Source organism: Streptomyces sp. T12, assembly GCF_028736035.1.
Lineage (GTDB): Bacteria > Actinomycetota > Actinomycetes > Streptomycetales > Streptomycetaceae > Streptomyces.
In genome coordinates this window covers 2,774,039-2,788,189 of record NZ_CP117866.1, presented here as the reverse complement: position 1 = coordinate 2,788,189, position 14,151 = coordinate 2,774,039, and the positions used below count along the sequence as shown (strand labels likewise).

Genomic DNA, 14,151 nt, shown 5'->3' with positions numbered 1-14,151 from the left:
AAGGGGAAGCAAGGGGATCTTCCGGGGGGAAGGGGCGACCAATGGCGCAGAGTGCGCACATCTGGAGAAACGCGGCCGCTGCTGTGGCGGCCGCCGGTCTGCTGGCGCTGGGTCTGGGAGTGCCCGGCGCCGCGGCCGCCGAGGAGCCGCGCATCGATCTCAGGGTGCTGGTCGTGGACAACGGCGACAGCCCCGTCCGGGCCATCACCGCCCAGCTCAAGAGCACCGGCATCCCGTACACCACCGTCGACCTGACCGACGCGAACCGCCCGACCATCACGGACGCGTTCCTCAGCGACACGGTGAACGGCACGCCCCGGGCCAAGTACCAAGGCGTCGTCCTGCCGAGCGAGGCCCCCTTCGGCGCGGGCTCCGCCGAGCAGACCGCGCTGGAGAGCTACGAGCGGACCTACGGCATCCCGCAGGTCGACGCCTACACCTGGGCCCACCCGGGCGTCGGCCTCGACTACACCAGCGAGGGCGGCTGGGCCGGCACTCTCGACGGGCGGGCGGCCTCCGTCACGACCGAGGGCAGGGCGGGGTACTTCGGCTATCTCGACGGCGCCTTCACGTTCGAGGACAACGACGCGTCCGTACAGGAGAGTTACGGCTTCGTCGCCAGGCCCCGGACGGGCTTCACCAGCTATGTCGACATCCCCGTGCCCGCCGGCTCCGGGCGCGGCAGCCTGATCGGCGAGTACAGCCACGACGGGCGCCGCGAACTGGTCGTGACCTTCGCGTACAACGAGTACCAGCAGCAGTTCCGGGTGCTTGCCCGTGGCATCGTCGAATGGCTGACTCAGGGCGTGCACCTGGGCCAGGCGCGCAACTATCTCGCGGTGCACGTCGACGACGTCCTCGCGCCCGACAGCCGCTGGGACACCGAACACAACTGCACGCCCGGTGACTTCGACTGCGTGGGCGGTGACGGCGGGGGGACCACGCCGATCCGTATGACGGCCGAGGACGCGGTCCACGCCGCGCAGTGGCAGCAGGAGCACGGCTTCACGCTGGACATGGTCTACAACGCCGGGTCCGGCGAGGAGTGGAAGAGCGCGAACGGCGGCACCGACCCGCTCGCCGACCGGCTGCTCGCCGACAAGGCGCAGTACCGCTGGATCAACCACACCTACACGCACGCGTTCCTGGGATGCGTCCAGGACACCTCGACCGTCCCCTGGAGCTGCGCCGAGAACGCCGACGGCTCGACCCGGTACATGAGCCGCGCGGACATCTCGGCGCAGATCCGAAACAACTACGACTGGGGCGTCACCAAGGGGCTCCCGCTCGACCGCACGGAACTCGTGACCGGCGAGCACTCGGGCCTGAAGACCCTGCCGCAGCAGCCCGACGACAACCCCGACCTGGCCGGCGCCCTCGCTGACAACGGCGTCAAGTGGACCGCCTCGGACAACTCCCGTGAGCCCGGCCAGCGTGCGGTCGGCGCCGCCCTGACCGTGCCCCGGCACCCGATGAACGTGTACTACAACGTGGGTACCGAGGAGGAGATGGTCGACGAGTACAACTGGATCTACACCTCCACGGCCGACGGCGGCAGCGGCATCTGCGCGAACAACCCCGCCTCCACCTGCCTCGACGACCCGCTGGACCCGGCCACCGGGTACACCGAGTACATCGTTCCGCTGGAGGCCCGCACCGCCCTCGGGCACGTGATCAGCAACGACCCGCGGCCGCACTACGCCCACCAGTCCAACCTGGCCGAGGACCGGACGCTGTACCCCGTCCTGGACAAGGTGCTCGCCGACTACCAGGCGCTCTTCGCCGACAACACCCCGGTGGAGAACCTCGCGCAGAGCGCCATCGGCACCGAGCTCCAGCGCCGCGCCGCCTGGCGGACCGCGCTGGCGGCCGGCAAGGTCACGGCGTACCGGATCGGCACCACGGTCACGATCACCGCACCGTCCGGGACCCGGATCCCGGTGACCGCACCGGAGGGCACCGGGAAGCAACTCCTGCTCTCCACCACCGCGTTCGGGACACCGTACGCGGGCAGGCGCTCGGCTTGGACCACGCCGGAGCCACTGCAGTCGGCAGTGACGCTGAAGCTGCCTTAGCTGGAGCGCCCCGTCAGGGGCGCGGGGCTGTATCGATATGCGGCTCCGCCGCGCGGGCGCGACCAGCCACGACGAACCCGCAGCCGGGGTCCGGGCAGCAGTTCCCCGCACATCATCCGCACTACAGGGGGAAGCAACGCAGCGATGCGCACAGGCCGTCATGTCACCATGCTCACCGAAGGCACCTATCCGCACGTCCACGGCGGAGTCAGCACCTGGTGCGACCAGCTCGTCAAGGGCATGCCGGAGGTCGACTTCCACATCGTGTCGCTCACCGGAACCGGCCGCGAACCCGTCACCTGGGAGCTGCCGCAGAACGTGTACCGGCACATCTCCGTACCGACCTGGGGCCCGCGCCCGGGGCGCAAACACGCGCCGTACGGCAGGGCCCGGCGCCGTTTCACCGACTCCTACGAGCGCTTCCTGCTCTCCTTCCTCGACCCCGAGGCGAGTGGCGACTTCGGTGAGGCCCTGTACGAGCTGGCCCAACTCGCCCGCGACGGGCGCCTGTCGGCGGCGCTGCGCACCGAGTCGGCGCTGCGGTCGCTGATGTGGATGTGGACGATGCCGCATCTGCCGACCGCCGCCGCCCGACCGACCGTCCACGACGCCCTGACCGCGACCGACCTGCTGGAACACGCCCTGCGCCCCCTGGGGATCCGCATCCCCGAGGACTCCGTCGCCCACGCGGTGAGCAGCGGCCTTGCGACTCTCCCGGCCCTCGCCGCCCGCAAGCTGGACGGCGTGCCCTTCCTCCTCACCGAGCACGGCATCTATCTGCGCGAGCGCTACCTCGGCTACCGCAGCGACGCCCAGCGCTGGCCCGTGAAGGCGTTCATGCTCGGCTTCTACCGTGAGCTGAATTCACTCGGTTACCGGACGGCCGACCTGATCACCCCCTGCAACCAGTACAACCGCCGCTGGGAGGAGCGCGGCGGCGCCGACGCCGACAAGATCCGCACCGTCTACAACGGCGTCGACCCGCACGCCTTCCCGCACGCCGGCCCCGAGCCCGAGGTCCCCACCCTCACCTGGTGCGGCCGCGTCGACCCCATCAAGGACCTGGAGACCCTGCTGCGGGCCTACGGCATGGTCCGCGCCGAACTCCCGGAAACCCGACTGCGGTTGTTCGGCCCGGTTCCACCGGGAGGCGAGGCCTACCGCACCAAGCTGGAGAAGCTCGCCGCCGAGCTGGGCGTGACGGACGGCCTGACCTTCGAGGGGTGCATCAGCGAGGTCTGGCGCGCCTACGCCGCCGGTCACGTCGTCATGCTGTCGTCCATCTCCGAGGGCTTCCCGTTCTCCCTCATCGAGGCCATGTCCTGCGGCCGCACGACGGTCTCGACGGACGTCGGGGGAGTGCGCGAGGCCGTCGGCGACACCGGCCTGGTGGTCCCGCCGCGCGAACCGGAGAAGATGGCGGCGGCCGCGCTGACCCTGCTCCGCGACGACGAACGGCGCCTGAAACTGGGTGAGTTGTCCCGTCAGCGCGTGATCGACCGCTTCACGCTGCGCCGCTCCGTGGACAATTTCCGGACGATCTACCAGGAGCTCGCGGGCAGCACCGAGGTGTACGAGCCCACTCTGGAGACGGTCGCCGACTGGACCCTCGAACTGCGCGACCCCTGGTACGAGAAGGTCGCGACGGACGGAACCGGCTGGTGAGCGGAAGCATCTGGATGCCGCCCGGCTCCCGCCCCGACACCCTGCCCGCCGTCCCGCGCCGGCGCACCACACCCAGCTGGGCGCAGCCCGACCCCCTCGACGAACTCGCCGAACGCCTCGACGACTTCATAGCCGCCGCCGTCCACCCGGACGAGATCGCCGCACTGCTGGAGTCCGACGGACTGTCGGACGACCAGATACGCGAGCGCTACGGCGTCAAGAACTCCTTCGCCCTGGCCGAGGAACTCTTCGAGCGGGTCGAGCGCCGCTACCCGGAGCCGGACGGCCCGGCCCACGACCCCTGGCAGGTGGGCCTGCTCGGCTGCCTGCTCAGAGGCGTGGTCTTCGCCCTTCCCGGCTTCGGCTACGTCCTCGGCGCCCCCCTGCTCGCGGGCCCGCAGGGCGACTTCGGCCTGCCCGCGGGCACGGTCCCGCTGCTGGCCGGCGCCCTGACCGGCTGGACCTGGAACCAGGGTCTCGCCCACCGGGCGTACTCCTGGCTCGGGCTGGGCGACCGGGGCGCCGCCCGCCGCTCCCTGCTCCTCGGCGCACCGGCGGGCGCCCTGCTCGGCGCCCTGGTCGCCCTGGTCGTCGCGGGGACGGCGGGTACGTTCGACGCGGCGGCGGCCGCCTTCGCCGCCGGGCAGTCCTGCTACCTCGGCGCGGCGACGGTCCTGCTGGTCATGGGCCGCGAACGGGCCCTGCTGGCGGCCCTGCTGCCGATGGCGGCGGCAGCGGTCCTCGCCCTCCTCCACCCCATCCCCGACCTGGCGGGATCCGCGCTGCTGCTGGGCTCCCTGCTCGCGGTGGCGGTGCTCGCGTTCCTCGAAGTCGCGCCTGCCACAAGGGAGTGGGGCAAGGGCGGCTGGACCGCCGGACTCACCGCCCTCCTGCCCTTCGGACCGTACGGCACCGCACCCGAGGGGCAGCCGGAGCGCACCGCCACTCCCGGCCTCACCGGCTCCCTCCCGTACGCCCTTTTCGGCCTGGGCACCGGCGTGCTCGTCCTGTACGCGGCCCTGGGAGACGTCCTGGCGGACGAGGGGGCCGGGACCGGCGCGGTCGCCGCGCCCGCCGCCGTCGCCCTCACCCTCAGCATGGGCCCCGCCGAATGGCTGCTGTACCGCTTCCGCAGCGGCAGCCTGGCGGGCCTGCGTTCCAGCAGCACGCCGAGGGCGTTCTGCCGGACGACGGTGCGCACGGTCGTGGAGTGCCTCTCCGGCTACCTGGTCGCCCTGCTCGCCCTGAGCCTCGCCACCTCGGCGCTGTGGCCGCACGCCCCGGGTGTCTCAGGCGTCCGCCTCGCAGGTCTGCTCCTGCTGGGCGTGGTCCTGTGGACGGGCCTGCTCCTGCAGTCCTTCGGTGCGGTGCTCAGCGCCGCGACGATCTGCTGCGCGACGGCCCTCGCCCAGACGGTGGCCCTGGTGACGCACTCGGGCAGCCCGCACGGGGTCGGCCTGATCGTGCACGGGACGGCGGCGGTGGCCCAAGTCGTCCTGGTCTGCGCGCTGTTGGGGAGGGCGACCGCCCACCGATGAGCGAGCTGCTGGTCCCTTACTACGAGCACCCGTCCGTCCGCCCCGCCGAATGGGACGCGATCATCGCGGCCGCGCCCCGCCTCTACGGGGTCGTCCTCAACCCGGCCAGCGGCCCCGGCGAGGCGCCCGACCCGGCGTTCGCCGAGGTCGTGACCCGGCTGCGCGGCGCCGGGGGCACCCCCTCGGGGGGCGTGCGGGTGCTCGGCTACGCCGACACCGACTACGGCCGCCGACCGCACGCCGACGTCGCACGCGACATCGCCCGGCACCGCGACTGGTACGACGCGGACGGCGTCTTCCTCGACCAAGTCGCCGCGGGACGCGAGGAGTTCGCGTACTACCAGCGGCTCGCGACGGCGGCCTGGGGCGCCGGCTGCGGCACGCTCGCCCTGAACCACGGCACGACACCGCACCCGTCGTACGCCAGGATCGCGGACGTCCTGGTCACCTTCGAGGGCACCTGGACGTCGTACACCCGGCTCGGCCCGCCGCAGTGGCGTGGCGGCGGCGGAGTGCGCCTGTGCCATCTGGTGTACGGCGTCCCGGCCGGGGCCGAGCTGGCGGACCTGGCCCGCGCCCGCGGGGCCACCGTGCACTGCGCGGTACCGGGGATGGGCGATCATCCTTGGGGAACGTTGCCGCACACTCTGGAGCCCGCTCGGTGAGACGCCTCATCATTCCGCTGGTTGTTCTGCCTCTCCTCCTCCTGGCGGGCTGCACGACGGCCCCTGACGGCGCCGGCGACGGCGAGGGCGGCGAGGGTGGTCCGAGCGGCTCGCGCTGGCAGCCGCGGCCCGGCACGGCCTGGCAGTGGCAGCTCCGCGGCCGTATCGACACCTCCGTCGACGTGCCGGTCTACGACATCGACGGCTTCGACCAGTCCGGGAAGACCGTCGCCGCGCTGCACCGCGAGGACCGCAAGGTCATCTGCTACCTCTCCACCGGGGCCTGGGAGGACTGGCGCCCCGACGCCGGGAAGTTCCCCAAGTCGGTGATCGGCAAGGGCAACGGCTGGGAGGGCGAGCGCTGGCTCGACATCCGGCGCCTGGACGTCCTGGAACCCCTGATGGCGGCCCGGCTGGACATGTGCCGCGAGAAGGGCTTCGACGCGGTGGAGCCCGACAACATGGACGGCTACAAGAACCGCACCGGCTTCCCCCTGAAGGCCCGCGACCAGCTCCGCTACAACCGCCTGATCGCCGGGCTCGCCCACGAGCGGGGCATGGCGGTCGGCCTGAAGAACGACCTGGACCAGATCCCGGAGCTGGTGGACGACTTCGACTTCGCGGTCAACGAGCAGTGCGCGCAGTACGGGGAGTGCGCGACCCTGAGCCCCTTCGTGAAGGCGGGCAAGGCGGTGTTCCACGTCGAGTACGAGGTCCCGACGCGCAGCTTCTGTGCCGAGTCGCGTCGCCTGAAGCTGAGTTCGATGCTGAAGAAGTACGAACTGGGGGTATGGCGCCGGGCGTGCTGAGGGTCAGCCCAGTGACAGCACGACGAGCGCGGTCGTCGCCGCCGTCTCCGCGAGCCCGCCGAACACGTCACCGGTGGCGCCGCCGAAGCGGCGCGTGCAGTGCCGCAGGAGCAGCTCGGCGGTGGCGAGTGCGGCGAGGACCGCGAGGGCGGTGCGGGCGATGCCGTTCGTCGTGCCGTACGTCACGCCGTTCGTCACGTCGTACGTCCCGAGCAGCGCTCCCGCCGCGGCGGCGACGCCGGTCACGGCCAGGGCGACGGCCACCGCACTACGTACGGGCACGACGCCGGCCACCGCCGCCCCCAGCCCCTCCGGCCGTGCGGCGGGCACGCCGGCCCGGGCGGCCAGGGTGAGCGCGAGCCGGGCGGCGACCGCCGAGACGACGGTGGCGAGGGCGCCCCGGGCCCATGAGTCGCCGTACAGCTGCGAGAGGGCGGCCACCTGCGCGAACAGCACCAACACGAGGGTGATGACGCCGAACGGCCCGATGTCCGACTGCTTCATGATCCGCAGCGCGTCCTCGGCGGGCTTGCCGCTGCCGAGCCCGTCGGCGGTGTCGGCGAGCCCGTCGAGATGCAGTCCGCGGGTGAGGGCGGCGGGCACGGCGGCGGCCGCGACGGCGGCCAGGAGAGGACCGGCGCCGAGGAACAGCAGCAGAAGGGCGACTAGCGCGGCGCCGCAGCCGAGCACCACCCCGACCAGCGGGGCGCACAGCATCCCGCCGCGCGCCGCTTCCCGGTCCCACCGGCTCACCTTGACGGGGAGCACGCTCAGGGTGCCGAAGGCGAAGCGGAGGCCGTGCAGACGGAGGCCGTGCAGGGGCGGCGGGGTCATGGACACGCCCGCAGAGTAGCCCGGACGCCGTATCCGCCAGGCGGCCCACCCCTGGCGCGGACACACTGAAACCATGGGTGACTGGTGGCAGCGCAACATCATCGAACCGGGCAAGCTTCCCCTGCTCCTGGCGCTGACCGCCTTCGTGGTCACCTTCGTCGTCACCCGGGTCATCACCCGCATGATCCGCGCGGGCAAAGGCCCCTTCCGCAACATCGAGACCGGCGCCGTCCACATCCACCATGTCGTCCCCGGAATCGTCCTCACGGTCATCGGTGGCTTCTGCGCGGTCGCCGGCGGTCAGCACGGCTTCGGCGCGGCCGTGGCCGCCGTGGTGTTCGGGATGGGCGCGGGCCTGGTCATGGACGAGTTCGCGCTGATCGTGCATCTGGACGACGTCTACTGGACCGAGGCCGGCCGCAAGAGCGTCGAGGTGGTCGTGCTCACCGCCGCCGTGGTCGGCCTGTTCCTCCTCGGCTACGCACCCTTCGGGGTCAACGACCTCAGCGACGACGAACTGCAGAACCGCGGGTCGGTGATCAGTACGGTCCTCGGGAACTTCCTCCTGGCCCTGATCGCCCTGGCCAAGGGCAAGGCCCGGATCGCGATCTTCGGGGTGGTCGTCCCCTTCATCGCCCTGTTCGGCGCCGTCCGCCTGGCCCGTCCCGCCTCCCCCTGGGCCAGACGCTTCTACCGTCGCCGTCCGCGCGCCCGCGCCAAGGCCCAGCTGCGCGCCTTCCACCACGACCGGCGCTGGGCGGGCCCCAGCCGCAAACTTCAGGACTGGATCGGCGGCGCGCCCGACGTGGACCGGGCCCTGGAACGCCACTGACGCAGCGCCGTCCCCGCGCACAGCACCAGCACCGCCGCGATCGCCGCCAGGTGCTCCTTCCCGGCGAGGTTGTCCTCCAGCACCACCTCGACCACCATCGCCACGATCACCGCAGCGGCCGTGACATACGCGCCGTAGCGCCATCCGAGGAACACGGCGAGGCCCACCACCGCCGCCGACGGTCCCGTGTCCACGACCTGCGCGTCCGAGGCGGGCAGCCCGATCGGGTGGTCCGGGCCGAGCGCGATGCCCACGCGCGCGTACAGGGTTCCGGCGAGGGTCGCGACGTACGCGATGACGAGCGTTCGCCACCAGCCCAGACAGAGCTCGGCGATCCCGAACACGAGCAGAATCTGCGCGAGCGCACCCCACACCGGCAGGTCGAGGGCGGGCACGAACAACGACAGCGGCGTCCGCAGGAGCGCGAGCCACAGCGGATCCTCGGCCTTCACCGCCCCGAGGTCCTGGACGACCTGGTACCCCCAGGACTGGTTCTGCACGACCTGCACGAGCCCCGTCAGGCAGACGGCCCCGAGGGTCATCGGTACGGCCCGCCACCGCCGCTGCACCAACGGCTCCCGCACGGCGAGATACAACGCCCCCCACTCGGCACGGGCCCGGCGGCCGAGGGTGTTCATCACGAGTGGGGATCATATGGGCGCAGTCGCGACGAACCGCCCTTTTCCGCTCGGCCGTGACGGCGCAGTCCGGCGGTGCCGAACCGCGCGCGACCCGTCACTCCGTCGCTGACTGTTCCTTCTGTTCCTTCTCCGCCTCGGGCTCCTCGGCCTTCGGCGTCTCCGAGTCCTTCGGCGTCTCCGAGTCCGTCGGCTTCTCCGGCAGCTCCGCGGCCAGTGCGGCAGCGGACTGGACCATCGGCAGGGCCAGCAAGCCTCCGGCGCCCTCTCCGACCTTCACGCCCGGGTCGAGCAGCGGCTCCAGGGCCATCCGGTCCAGCGCCTTCGCCTGCCCCGGCTCCCCGCTGTTGTGCGCGGCCAGCCACCAGTCCGGCGCCCGGAACGCGATCCGCTGCCCCACCAGCGCACAGGCGGCGACCACGACCCCGTCCAGCACGACCGGCATCTTCCGCACCGCACTCTGCAGCAGGAACCCGGTGATCGCGGCGAGATCGGCCCCGCCCACCGTCGCGAGCAACTGCAGCTGATCCCCGAGCACGGGGCGCGCCCGGCGCAGGGCGTCCCGGATCGCCGCGCACTTGCGCATCCACACCAGGTCGTCGATGGCCAGCCCGCCCCGCCCGGTGACGACCGACGCATCCGTCCCGCACAGCGCGGCGACCAGCACCCCGGCCGCCGTGGTGCCGCCGACGCTCACATCGCCGAGCACCACCAGATCGGTACCGGAGTCGGCCTCTTCGTCGGCCACCGCCACCCCGGCCCGGAAGGCGGCCTCCGCCTCCTCGAGCGTCAACGCGTCCTCGACGTCGATACGACCGCTCCCGCGCCGCACCCGATGCCGTACGACGGTCTCCGGCAGCTCCTGCGGATCGCAGTCCAGCGCCATGTCGACGACCCGCACCGGAACCCCGAGCCGCCGTGCGAGCACGGACACCGGCCGGCCGCCCTCGAGGATCTCCCGCACCAACTCCACGGCGCCGCCCGCACGTCGCGCCGAGACGCCCAGCTCGGCGATGCCGTGGTCACCGGCGAACAGCACGACCCGCGGCTGTTCGATCGGCCGCACCGGTACGGCGGACTGTGCCGCCGCCAGCCACTCACCCAGGTCGTCGAGGCGGCCCAGCGCCCCGGGCGGCACGATCTGCCGCTCACGGCGCGCCTCGGCGTCCCGGCGCACCCCACCGTCGGGGCGCTCGATCAGATCAGTGAAGTCGTCGAGATTAAGCGAGCTCATTCGCCGAACAGTACCGGCACCGGTCGAACAGAACGGCGCCACATGGCCACCAGCGGCCCCGCCACGGCACCACCACATCGGCGCGACGTCGTTGCACCCTAGATCGTCATCCCATACGTTCCGTTTTGCAGTGGATTGTCGGGGCATGCTCGCACCGTCCCGTCGTATGCCCCCTGCCGTACGCCCCCGCCATACGCCCGCGCGCCCGGGAGCCGCCCATGACCGCGACCGCACCCCCCGAACGCCCCCGCGCCGACTGCGCGTTCACCCTCGCCGCATGCCGGGACCAGCCGTACGTCCCCCGGCACCTGGGGCTCACACGGCTGCCGTCCCGCCGGCTGCGGGCCGCGGCCAGCGCGGCGCTGTCCTTCCCCGAGCCGGAGAGCTGGCTGGACGTGGGCACGGGCTACGCCCGCTTCCCGGAGGTGGCGAAGGAACTCTTCCCGTACACGGCGTTCGACGGCCTGGACCCGACTTACCGCGTCCTGCACGCACGCGTGGCCGAGCGGGTGGAGGAAGCCCACGTCGGCAACCTGACGGACGCCCGCATCACGGCCCGCCTGCGCGCCCGCTACGACATCGTCAGCATGTTCCGCCATCTGGAACACACCCCGGACCCCCGCGAGGAGCTCCGCGCCGCCCTGACGGTCCTGCGGCCCGGCGGCCTCCTCCTCCTCGAACTCCCCGACCCGCGCTGCGTGTTCGCCCTGCTGCTCGGCAGATGGTGGACCCCGCACAGCCGCCCGGGCCACCTGCACCTGCTGCCCCTGGACACGCTCCGCCAGGAACTTCAGTCCCAGGGCTGCACGATCCTCTCCACGGACCGCCGCACCCCGCACATCCCCTACGACCTCGCCGCCACGACCTCGCGTGCGCTGGCGCTCGTCCTGCCCTGGCCGCTGTCCCGGGCGTGCGCGCCGCTGGTGGCCGTGGCCTGGGCACTCGACCACATCCTGGCCCCCGTACTGCGCCACACCCGCTTCTCGAACACCTACCGCGTCGTCGCCCGCAAGGAGCCGACCGCACGGGCCTGAGGCCCGCGCCGAATTCCCGCCTGACGGGAGTTCGACGACAAGGCCTAACCCCGCAGCACCAGCGCCTGCCCCGCCACCACCAGCACCACCTGCTCGCACTCCCCGGCGAACGCGGCGTTCAGCCGGCCCAGCTCGTCCCGGTACCGCCGCCCCGACGCCGTGGCCGGCACGATTCCCGACCCCACCTCGTTCGATACGGCGACCACGGTCCGCCGCGTGGCCCGCACCGCCTCCGTCAACTCCCGTACCCGCTCCCGCAGCGCCCGCTCCCCGCCGTCCGCCCACACCGCGTCGTCCCACGCCCCGACGGAGTCCATGGCGTCCGTCAGCCACAGGGACAGACAGTCGACGAGCAACGGCGCCCCGGCCTCGGCCAGCAGCGGCACCAGGTCGCACGTCTCGGCCGTACGCCACGACCCCGGCCGCCGCTCGCGGTGTGCGGCCACCCGCGCCGCCCACTCGTGGTCGCCGCCCCGTGTGCCCCCGGTCGCCACGTACAGCACGTCCGGGAAGGCCTCCAACCGCCGCTCCGCCTCCACCGACTTCCCGGACCGGGCCCCGCCCAGCACCAGGGTTCGCCGCGGCACATCCGGCACGTCCTCGTACACCCCCACCACCAGCGTCGCCCCGTCCGGCACCGCCCGCGCGCCCGCCGCGGCCAGCCGCCGCCGCAACTCGTTCCCCGGCGGTACGTCATGATCCAGATGTACGGCGACGACATCCGTCGTCGGCCCGATCGCCCCCACCGCCCGCAGCTTGGCCAGCGCGTCCGGCCGCCCCACGACATCGGCGACCACCATGTCGTACATCCCGACGGTCCCGTTCTCCAGCCCGGCCGGCGCACCCCCCGGCGGCAGATACAGCAGCCGCTGCCCGCCCGGCCCGGTCAGCGCGTACCCCGTGCCCGGCGAGTCCATCGCCACCGCCCGCACCCGATGCCCCGTCAGCAGCGCCAACTCCCGCCCGTCCGGCACCCGCCCGGGCTGCGGCAGCCCTGCCGGCACCTCCACGGCGGGCCCGTTGTGCGGATGCGACAGCAGCACCTGCCGTACGCCCCCCAGCGAACGCCCCGCCCGAGCCGCCGCGAACGCCGCCCCGGGCGTCAGATCGAGCAACAGCGTCCCGTCCACGAGCAACGCGGTGGCCGCCCGCGCATCATCGCCGAGCGCGCCGGCACAGGCCGCACACGGACAGTCGGGGCGGGGGAGTCCCGCGGGGGCGCCGGTGCCGAGGAGAGTCAGTTCCACGGAACCGATTTTCGCGTGCCCGCGCAGGTCTCGCGCGCCCCCACTCTCGACTTCGCTCGAGCGGGGGGACCCCCACGGCTAGGCTCAGGGCAGGAGCCGGACCAAGATCCGGCTCTTGCTCTGCACGTGCTGACACCTTGGAGGCGTACATGGCGGCATGGACGTGGCGGTTCGAGAAGGCCGACGGGGCGGAGGTCCAGCCCGCGGTGCAGCCCGAGGAGTTCACCACCCAGGGGGACGCCGAGTCCTGGGTCGGGGAGAACTGGAAGGCGCTGCTCGAGGGCGGTGCGGACCAGGTGCGGCTGTACGAGGACTCCACGGAGATCTACGGGCCGATGAGCCTGCACGCCGAGCAGGCGTAGGCGGAGGGGGGCGGCGAGGGCCACACGGTCGTACGGCCCTCGCCCCGCCCTCCCGTCACTGCTCACCCAGCGTCACATCCACTGTCTTCTCATCGCCGTTGCGCGTGTACGTCACCGTCGTCCGCTCGCCCGGCCTGTCGGAGGCAAGCTCCTCGGAGAGTGAGGTGATGGTGGTGATGTCCGTGTCACCGAGCCGGGTGATGACGTCCCCGGGCTCGATTCCGGCCTTGTCGGCCGCCCCGCCCGCCATCACCTCGACGACCGCGACGCCCGCGACCTGGTAGTCGTCGTTCACGACCGTACGGCCCGTGATGCCGAGCGCCGCCCGGCCCGATTCGGTGACCCTGCCGTCCTTGACGATCTGGTCGGCGATCGTCCGCACCGTCGACGCCGGGATCGCGAACCCGATGCCGGATGCCGTGCTGTTCCCCTCGCCGGGGTCGGTGGCCGCCAGGGTCGGGATGCCGATGACCCGCCCGTCGAGGTTCACCAGGGCACCACCGCTGTTGCCGGGGTTGATGGCGGCCGACGTCTGCACCATGTTGGCGATCGTCGCGCCCGTACCGCCCCCGCTGCGGCCTTCGGTGACGGTCCGTCCGGTCGCCGACACGATGCCCTGCGTCACGCTGGACGACAGCCCGAGCGGCGAGCCCATGGCCAGCACGATCTGCCCGACCTCGACCCTCGCCGAGTCCCCGAACGCCGCCGCCTTCAGCCCCTTCGGCGCCTTGTCCAGCTTGATGACGGCGAGGTCCTGCTGTGGGTACGAGGAGACGAGCCGCGCGGTGAGAGTGTCCTCGCTGTTGGCGGTCGTCACCCGGAAGCTGTCCTCGTCCCCGACGACATGCGCGTTCGTGACGATGTGCCCCTGGCCGTCGTAGACCACGCCCGAGCCCAGATCGTTCCTGGCCTGGATCTGCACGACGGACGGCAGAACGTCCTTGATCACCTTCAGGTAGCCGTCCTGGAGGTCGTCGGCCGCCTTGACCCCCATCGGTACGGCGGCCTGCGTGGTCGTGTCCTCCTTCCCGCCCGGGGACGAGGAGCCGGAACACCCGGAGAGGAGGGAGAGGAAGGAGAGGAAGAGACCGAGGCAGCAGGAGAGGACGGCGACCGGGAGGGCCGACCGCAGGGCACGGAAACGGCGAGCGTCCATGCCCCGAGTCTCACCTCGGGGCGCGGGCCCGGCCTGTACTGCTCACCCGAACGAGCCCGGCC

General features: G+C 72.4%; 13 protein-coding genes. 8 read left to right on the top strand and 5 right to left on the bottom strand.

Features of this window, described 5'->3' with window-relative positions; genetic code table 11:
* Positions 1–41: 41 nt before the first annotated feature.
* The 5 genes from PBV52_RS12400 (at position 42) to PBV52_RS12380 (ending at position 6,752) form a co-directional block, all read left to right on the top strand.
* Entirely contained in the window at positions 42–2,075 is a 2,034-nt protein-coding gene (locus tag PBV52_RS12400) for a hypothetical protein (RefSeq protein WP_274238389.1), read from the top strand.
* Positions 2,076–2,219: 144 nt separating this feature from the next.
* Positions 2,220–3,740, top strand: coding sequence for a GT4 family glycosyltransferase PelF (gene pelF, locus PBV52_RS12395; RefSeq protein WP_274238388.1), 1,521 nt, complete (start codon positions 2,220–2,222; stop codon positions 3,738–3,740).
* Positions 3,737–5,278 carry a hypothetical protein gene (locus PBV52_RS12390; protein ID WP_274238387.1) on the top strand — a complete coding sequence of 514 codons (1,542 nt, stop codon included), beginning with the start codon at positions 3,737–3,739 and terminating at the stop codon, positions 5,276–5,278. Before pelF ends, PBV52_RS12390 begins: the two co-directional genes overlap by 4 nt.
* Positions 5,275–5,943, top strand: a complete 669-nt coding sequence (locus PBV52_RS12385) for a spherulation-specific family 4 protein (RefSeq protein ID WP_274238386.1) — start codon at positions 5,275–5,277, stop codon at positions 5,941–5,943. The genes PBV52_RS12390 and PBV52_RS12385 overlap by 4 nt, the downstream gene beginning before the upstream one ends.
* The gene (locus tag PBV52_RS12380) at positions 5,940–6,752 is read left to right on the top strand and encodes an endo alpha-1,4 polygalactosaminidase (RefSeq protein WP_274238385.1); all 813 of its coding nucleotides are present in this window, start codon (positions 5,940–5,942) and stop codon (positions 6,750–6,752) included. Before PBV52_RS12385 ends, PBV52_RS12380 begins: the two co-directional genes overlap by 4 nt.
* Before the next feature lie 3 nt (positions 6,753–6,755).
* On the opposite strand, the gene PBV52_RS12375 is transcribed toward PBV52_RS12380, so the two are convergent.
* Positions 6,756–7,586: an adenosylcobinamide-GDP ribazoletransferase gene (locus PBV52_RS12375; protein ID WP_274249364.1), complete on the bottom strand. Its 831-nt coding sequence runs from the start codon at positions 7,584–7,586 to the stop codon at positions 6,756–6,758.
* Between the two features lie 73 nt (positions 7,587–7,659).
* On the opposite strand from PBV52_RS12375, the gene PBV52_RS12370 reads away from it, so the two are divergent.
* On the top strand, positions 7,660–8,418 hold the full coding sequence (locus PBV52_RS12370; RefSeq protein ID WP_274238384.1) for a hypothetical protein: 759 nt from the start codon (positions 7,660–7,662) through the stop codon (positions 8,416–8,418).
* Here the strand turns inward: PBV52_RS12370 and PBV52_RS12365 are convergent.
* Both PBV52_RS12365 and cobT read right to left on the bottom strand, forming a co-directional pair.
* Positions 8,364–9,056, bottom strand: coding sequence for a hypothetical protein (locus PBV52_RS12365; RefSeq protein ID WP_274249363.1), 693 nt, complete (start codon positions 9,054–9,056; stop codon positions 8,364–8,366). The two genes, PBV52_RS12370 and PBV52_RS12365, sit on opposite strands and share 55 nt — an antisense overlap.
* A 97-nt stretch (positions 9,057–9,153) precedes the next feature.
* Positions 9,154–10,290 carry a nicotinate-nucleotide--dimethylbenzimidazole phosphoribosyltransferase gene (cobT, locus tag PBV52_RS12360; RefSeq protein WP_274238383.1) on the bottom strand — a complete coding sequence of 379 codons (1,137 nt, stop codon included), beginning with the start codon at positions 10,288–10,290 and terminating at the stop codon, positions 9,154–9,156.
* Positions 10,291–10,508: 218 nt separating this feature from the next.
* Between cobT and PBV52_RS12355 the strand changes: the two genes are divergently transcribed.
* Positions 10,509–11,324 carry a class I SAM-dependent methyltransferase gene (locus tag PBV52_RS12355; protein ID WP_274238382.1) on the top strand — a complete coding sequence of 272 codons (816 nt, stop codon included), beginning with the start codon at positions 10,509–10,511 and terminating at the stop codon, positions 11,322–11,324.
* 44 nt (positions 11,325–11,368) lie between these two features.
* Here PBV52_RS12355 and PBV52_RS12350 read toward each other — a convergent pair whose 3' ends face one another.
* Positions 11,369–12,571, bottom strand: coding sequence for a bifunctional adenosylcobinamide kinase/adenosylcobinamide-phosphate guanylyltransferase (locus PBV52_RS12350; protein ID WP_274238381.1), 1,203 nt, complete (start codon positions 12,569–12,571; stop codon positions 11,369–11,371).
* A 149-nt stretch (positions 12,572–12,720) separates the two neighbouring features.
* On the opposite strand from PBV52_RS12350, the gene PBV52_RS12345 reads away from it, so the two are divergent.
* Positions 12,721–12,933: a hypothetical protein gene (locus PBV52_RS12345; RefSeq protein WP_062702765.1), complete on the top strand. Its 213-nt coding sequence runs from the start codon at positions 12,721–12,723 to the stop codon at positions 12,931–12,933.
* Positions 12,934–12,988: 55 nt separating this feature from the next.
* Here the strand turns inward: PBV52_RS12345 and PBV52_RS12340 are convergent, their stop codons facing one another.
* Positions 12,989–14,089 carry a S1C family serine protease gene (locus PBV52_RS12340; RefSeq protein ID WP_274238380.1) on the bottom strand — a complete coding sequence of 367 codons (1,101 nt, stop codon included), beginning with the start codon at positions 14,087–14,089 and terminating at the stop codon, positions 12,989–12,991.
* Between the last annotated feature and the right edge of the window lie 62 nt (positions 14,090–14,151).

What these genes read in the sequence shown, in the direction of transcription:
- cobT (WP_274238383.1), bottom strand. Translation starts at nt 10,290, where the DNA reads ATGAGCTCGCTTAATCTCGACGACTTCACTGATCTGATCGAGCGCCCC.
- PBV52_RS12365 (WP_274249363.1), bottom strand. Translation starts at nt 9,056, where the DNA reads ATGAACACCCTCGGCCGCCGGGCCCGTGCCGAGTGGGGGGCGTTGTAT.
- PBV52_RS12385 (WP_274238386.1), top strand. Translation starts at nt 5,275, where the DNA reads ATGAGCGAGCTGCTGGTCCCTTACTACGAGCACCCGTCCGTCCGCCCC.
- PBV52_RS12340 (WP_274238380.1), bottom strand. Translation starts at nt 14,089, where the DNA reads ATGGACGCTCGCCGTTTCCGTGCCCTGCGGTCGGCCCTCCCGGTCGCC.
- PBV52_RS12345 (WP_062702765.1), top strand. Translation starts at nt 12,721, where the DNA reads ATGGCGGCATGGACGTGGCGGTTCGAGAAGGCCGACGGGGCGGAGGTC.
- pelF (WP_274238388.1), top strand. Translation starts at nt 2,220, where the DNA reads ATGCGCACAGGCCGTCATGTCACCATGCTCACCGAAGGCACCTATCCG.
- PBV52_RS12400 (WP_274238389.1), top strand. Translation starts at nt 42, where the DNA reads ATGGCGCAGAGTGCGCACATCTGGAGAAACGCGGCCGCTGCTGTGGCG.
- PBV52_RS12355 (WP_274238382.1), top strand. Translation starts at nt 10,509, where the DNA reads ATGACCGCGACCGCACCCCCCGAACGCCCCCGCGCCGACTGCGCGTTC.
- PBV52_RS12375 (WP_274249364.1), bottom strand. Translation starts at nt 7,586, where the DNA reads ATGACCCCGCCGCCCCTGCACGGCCTCCGTCTGCACGGCCTCCGCTTC.
- PBV52_RS12370 (WP_274238384.1), top strand. Translation starts at nt 7,660, where the DNA reads ATGGGTGACTGGTGGCAGCGCAACATCATCGAACCGGGCAAGCTTCCC.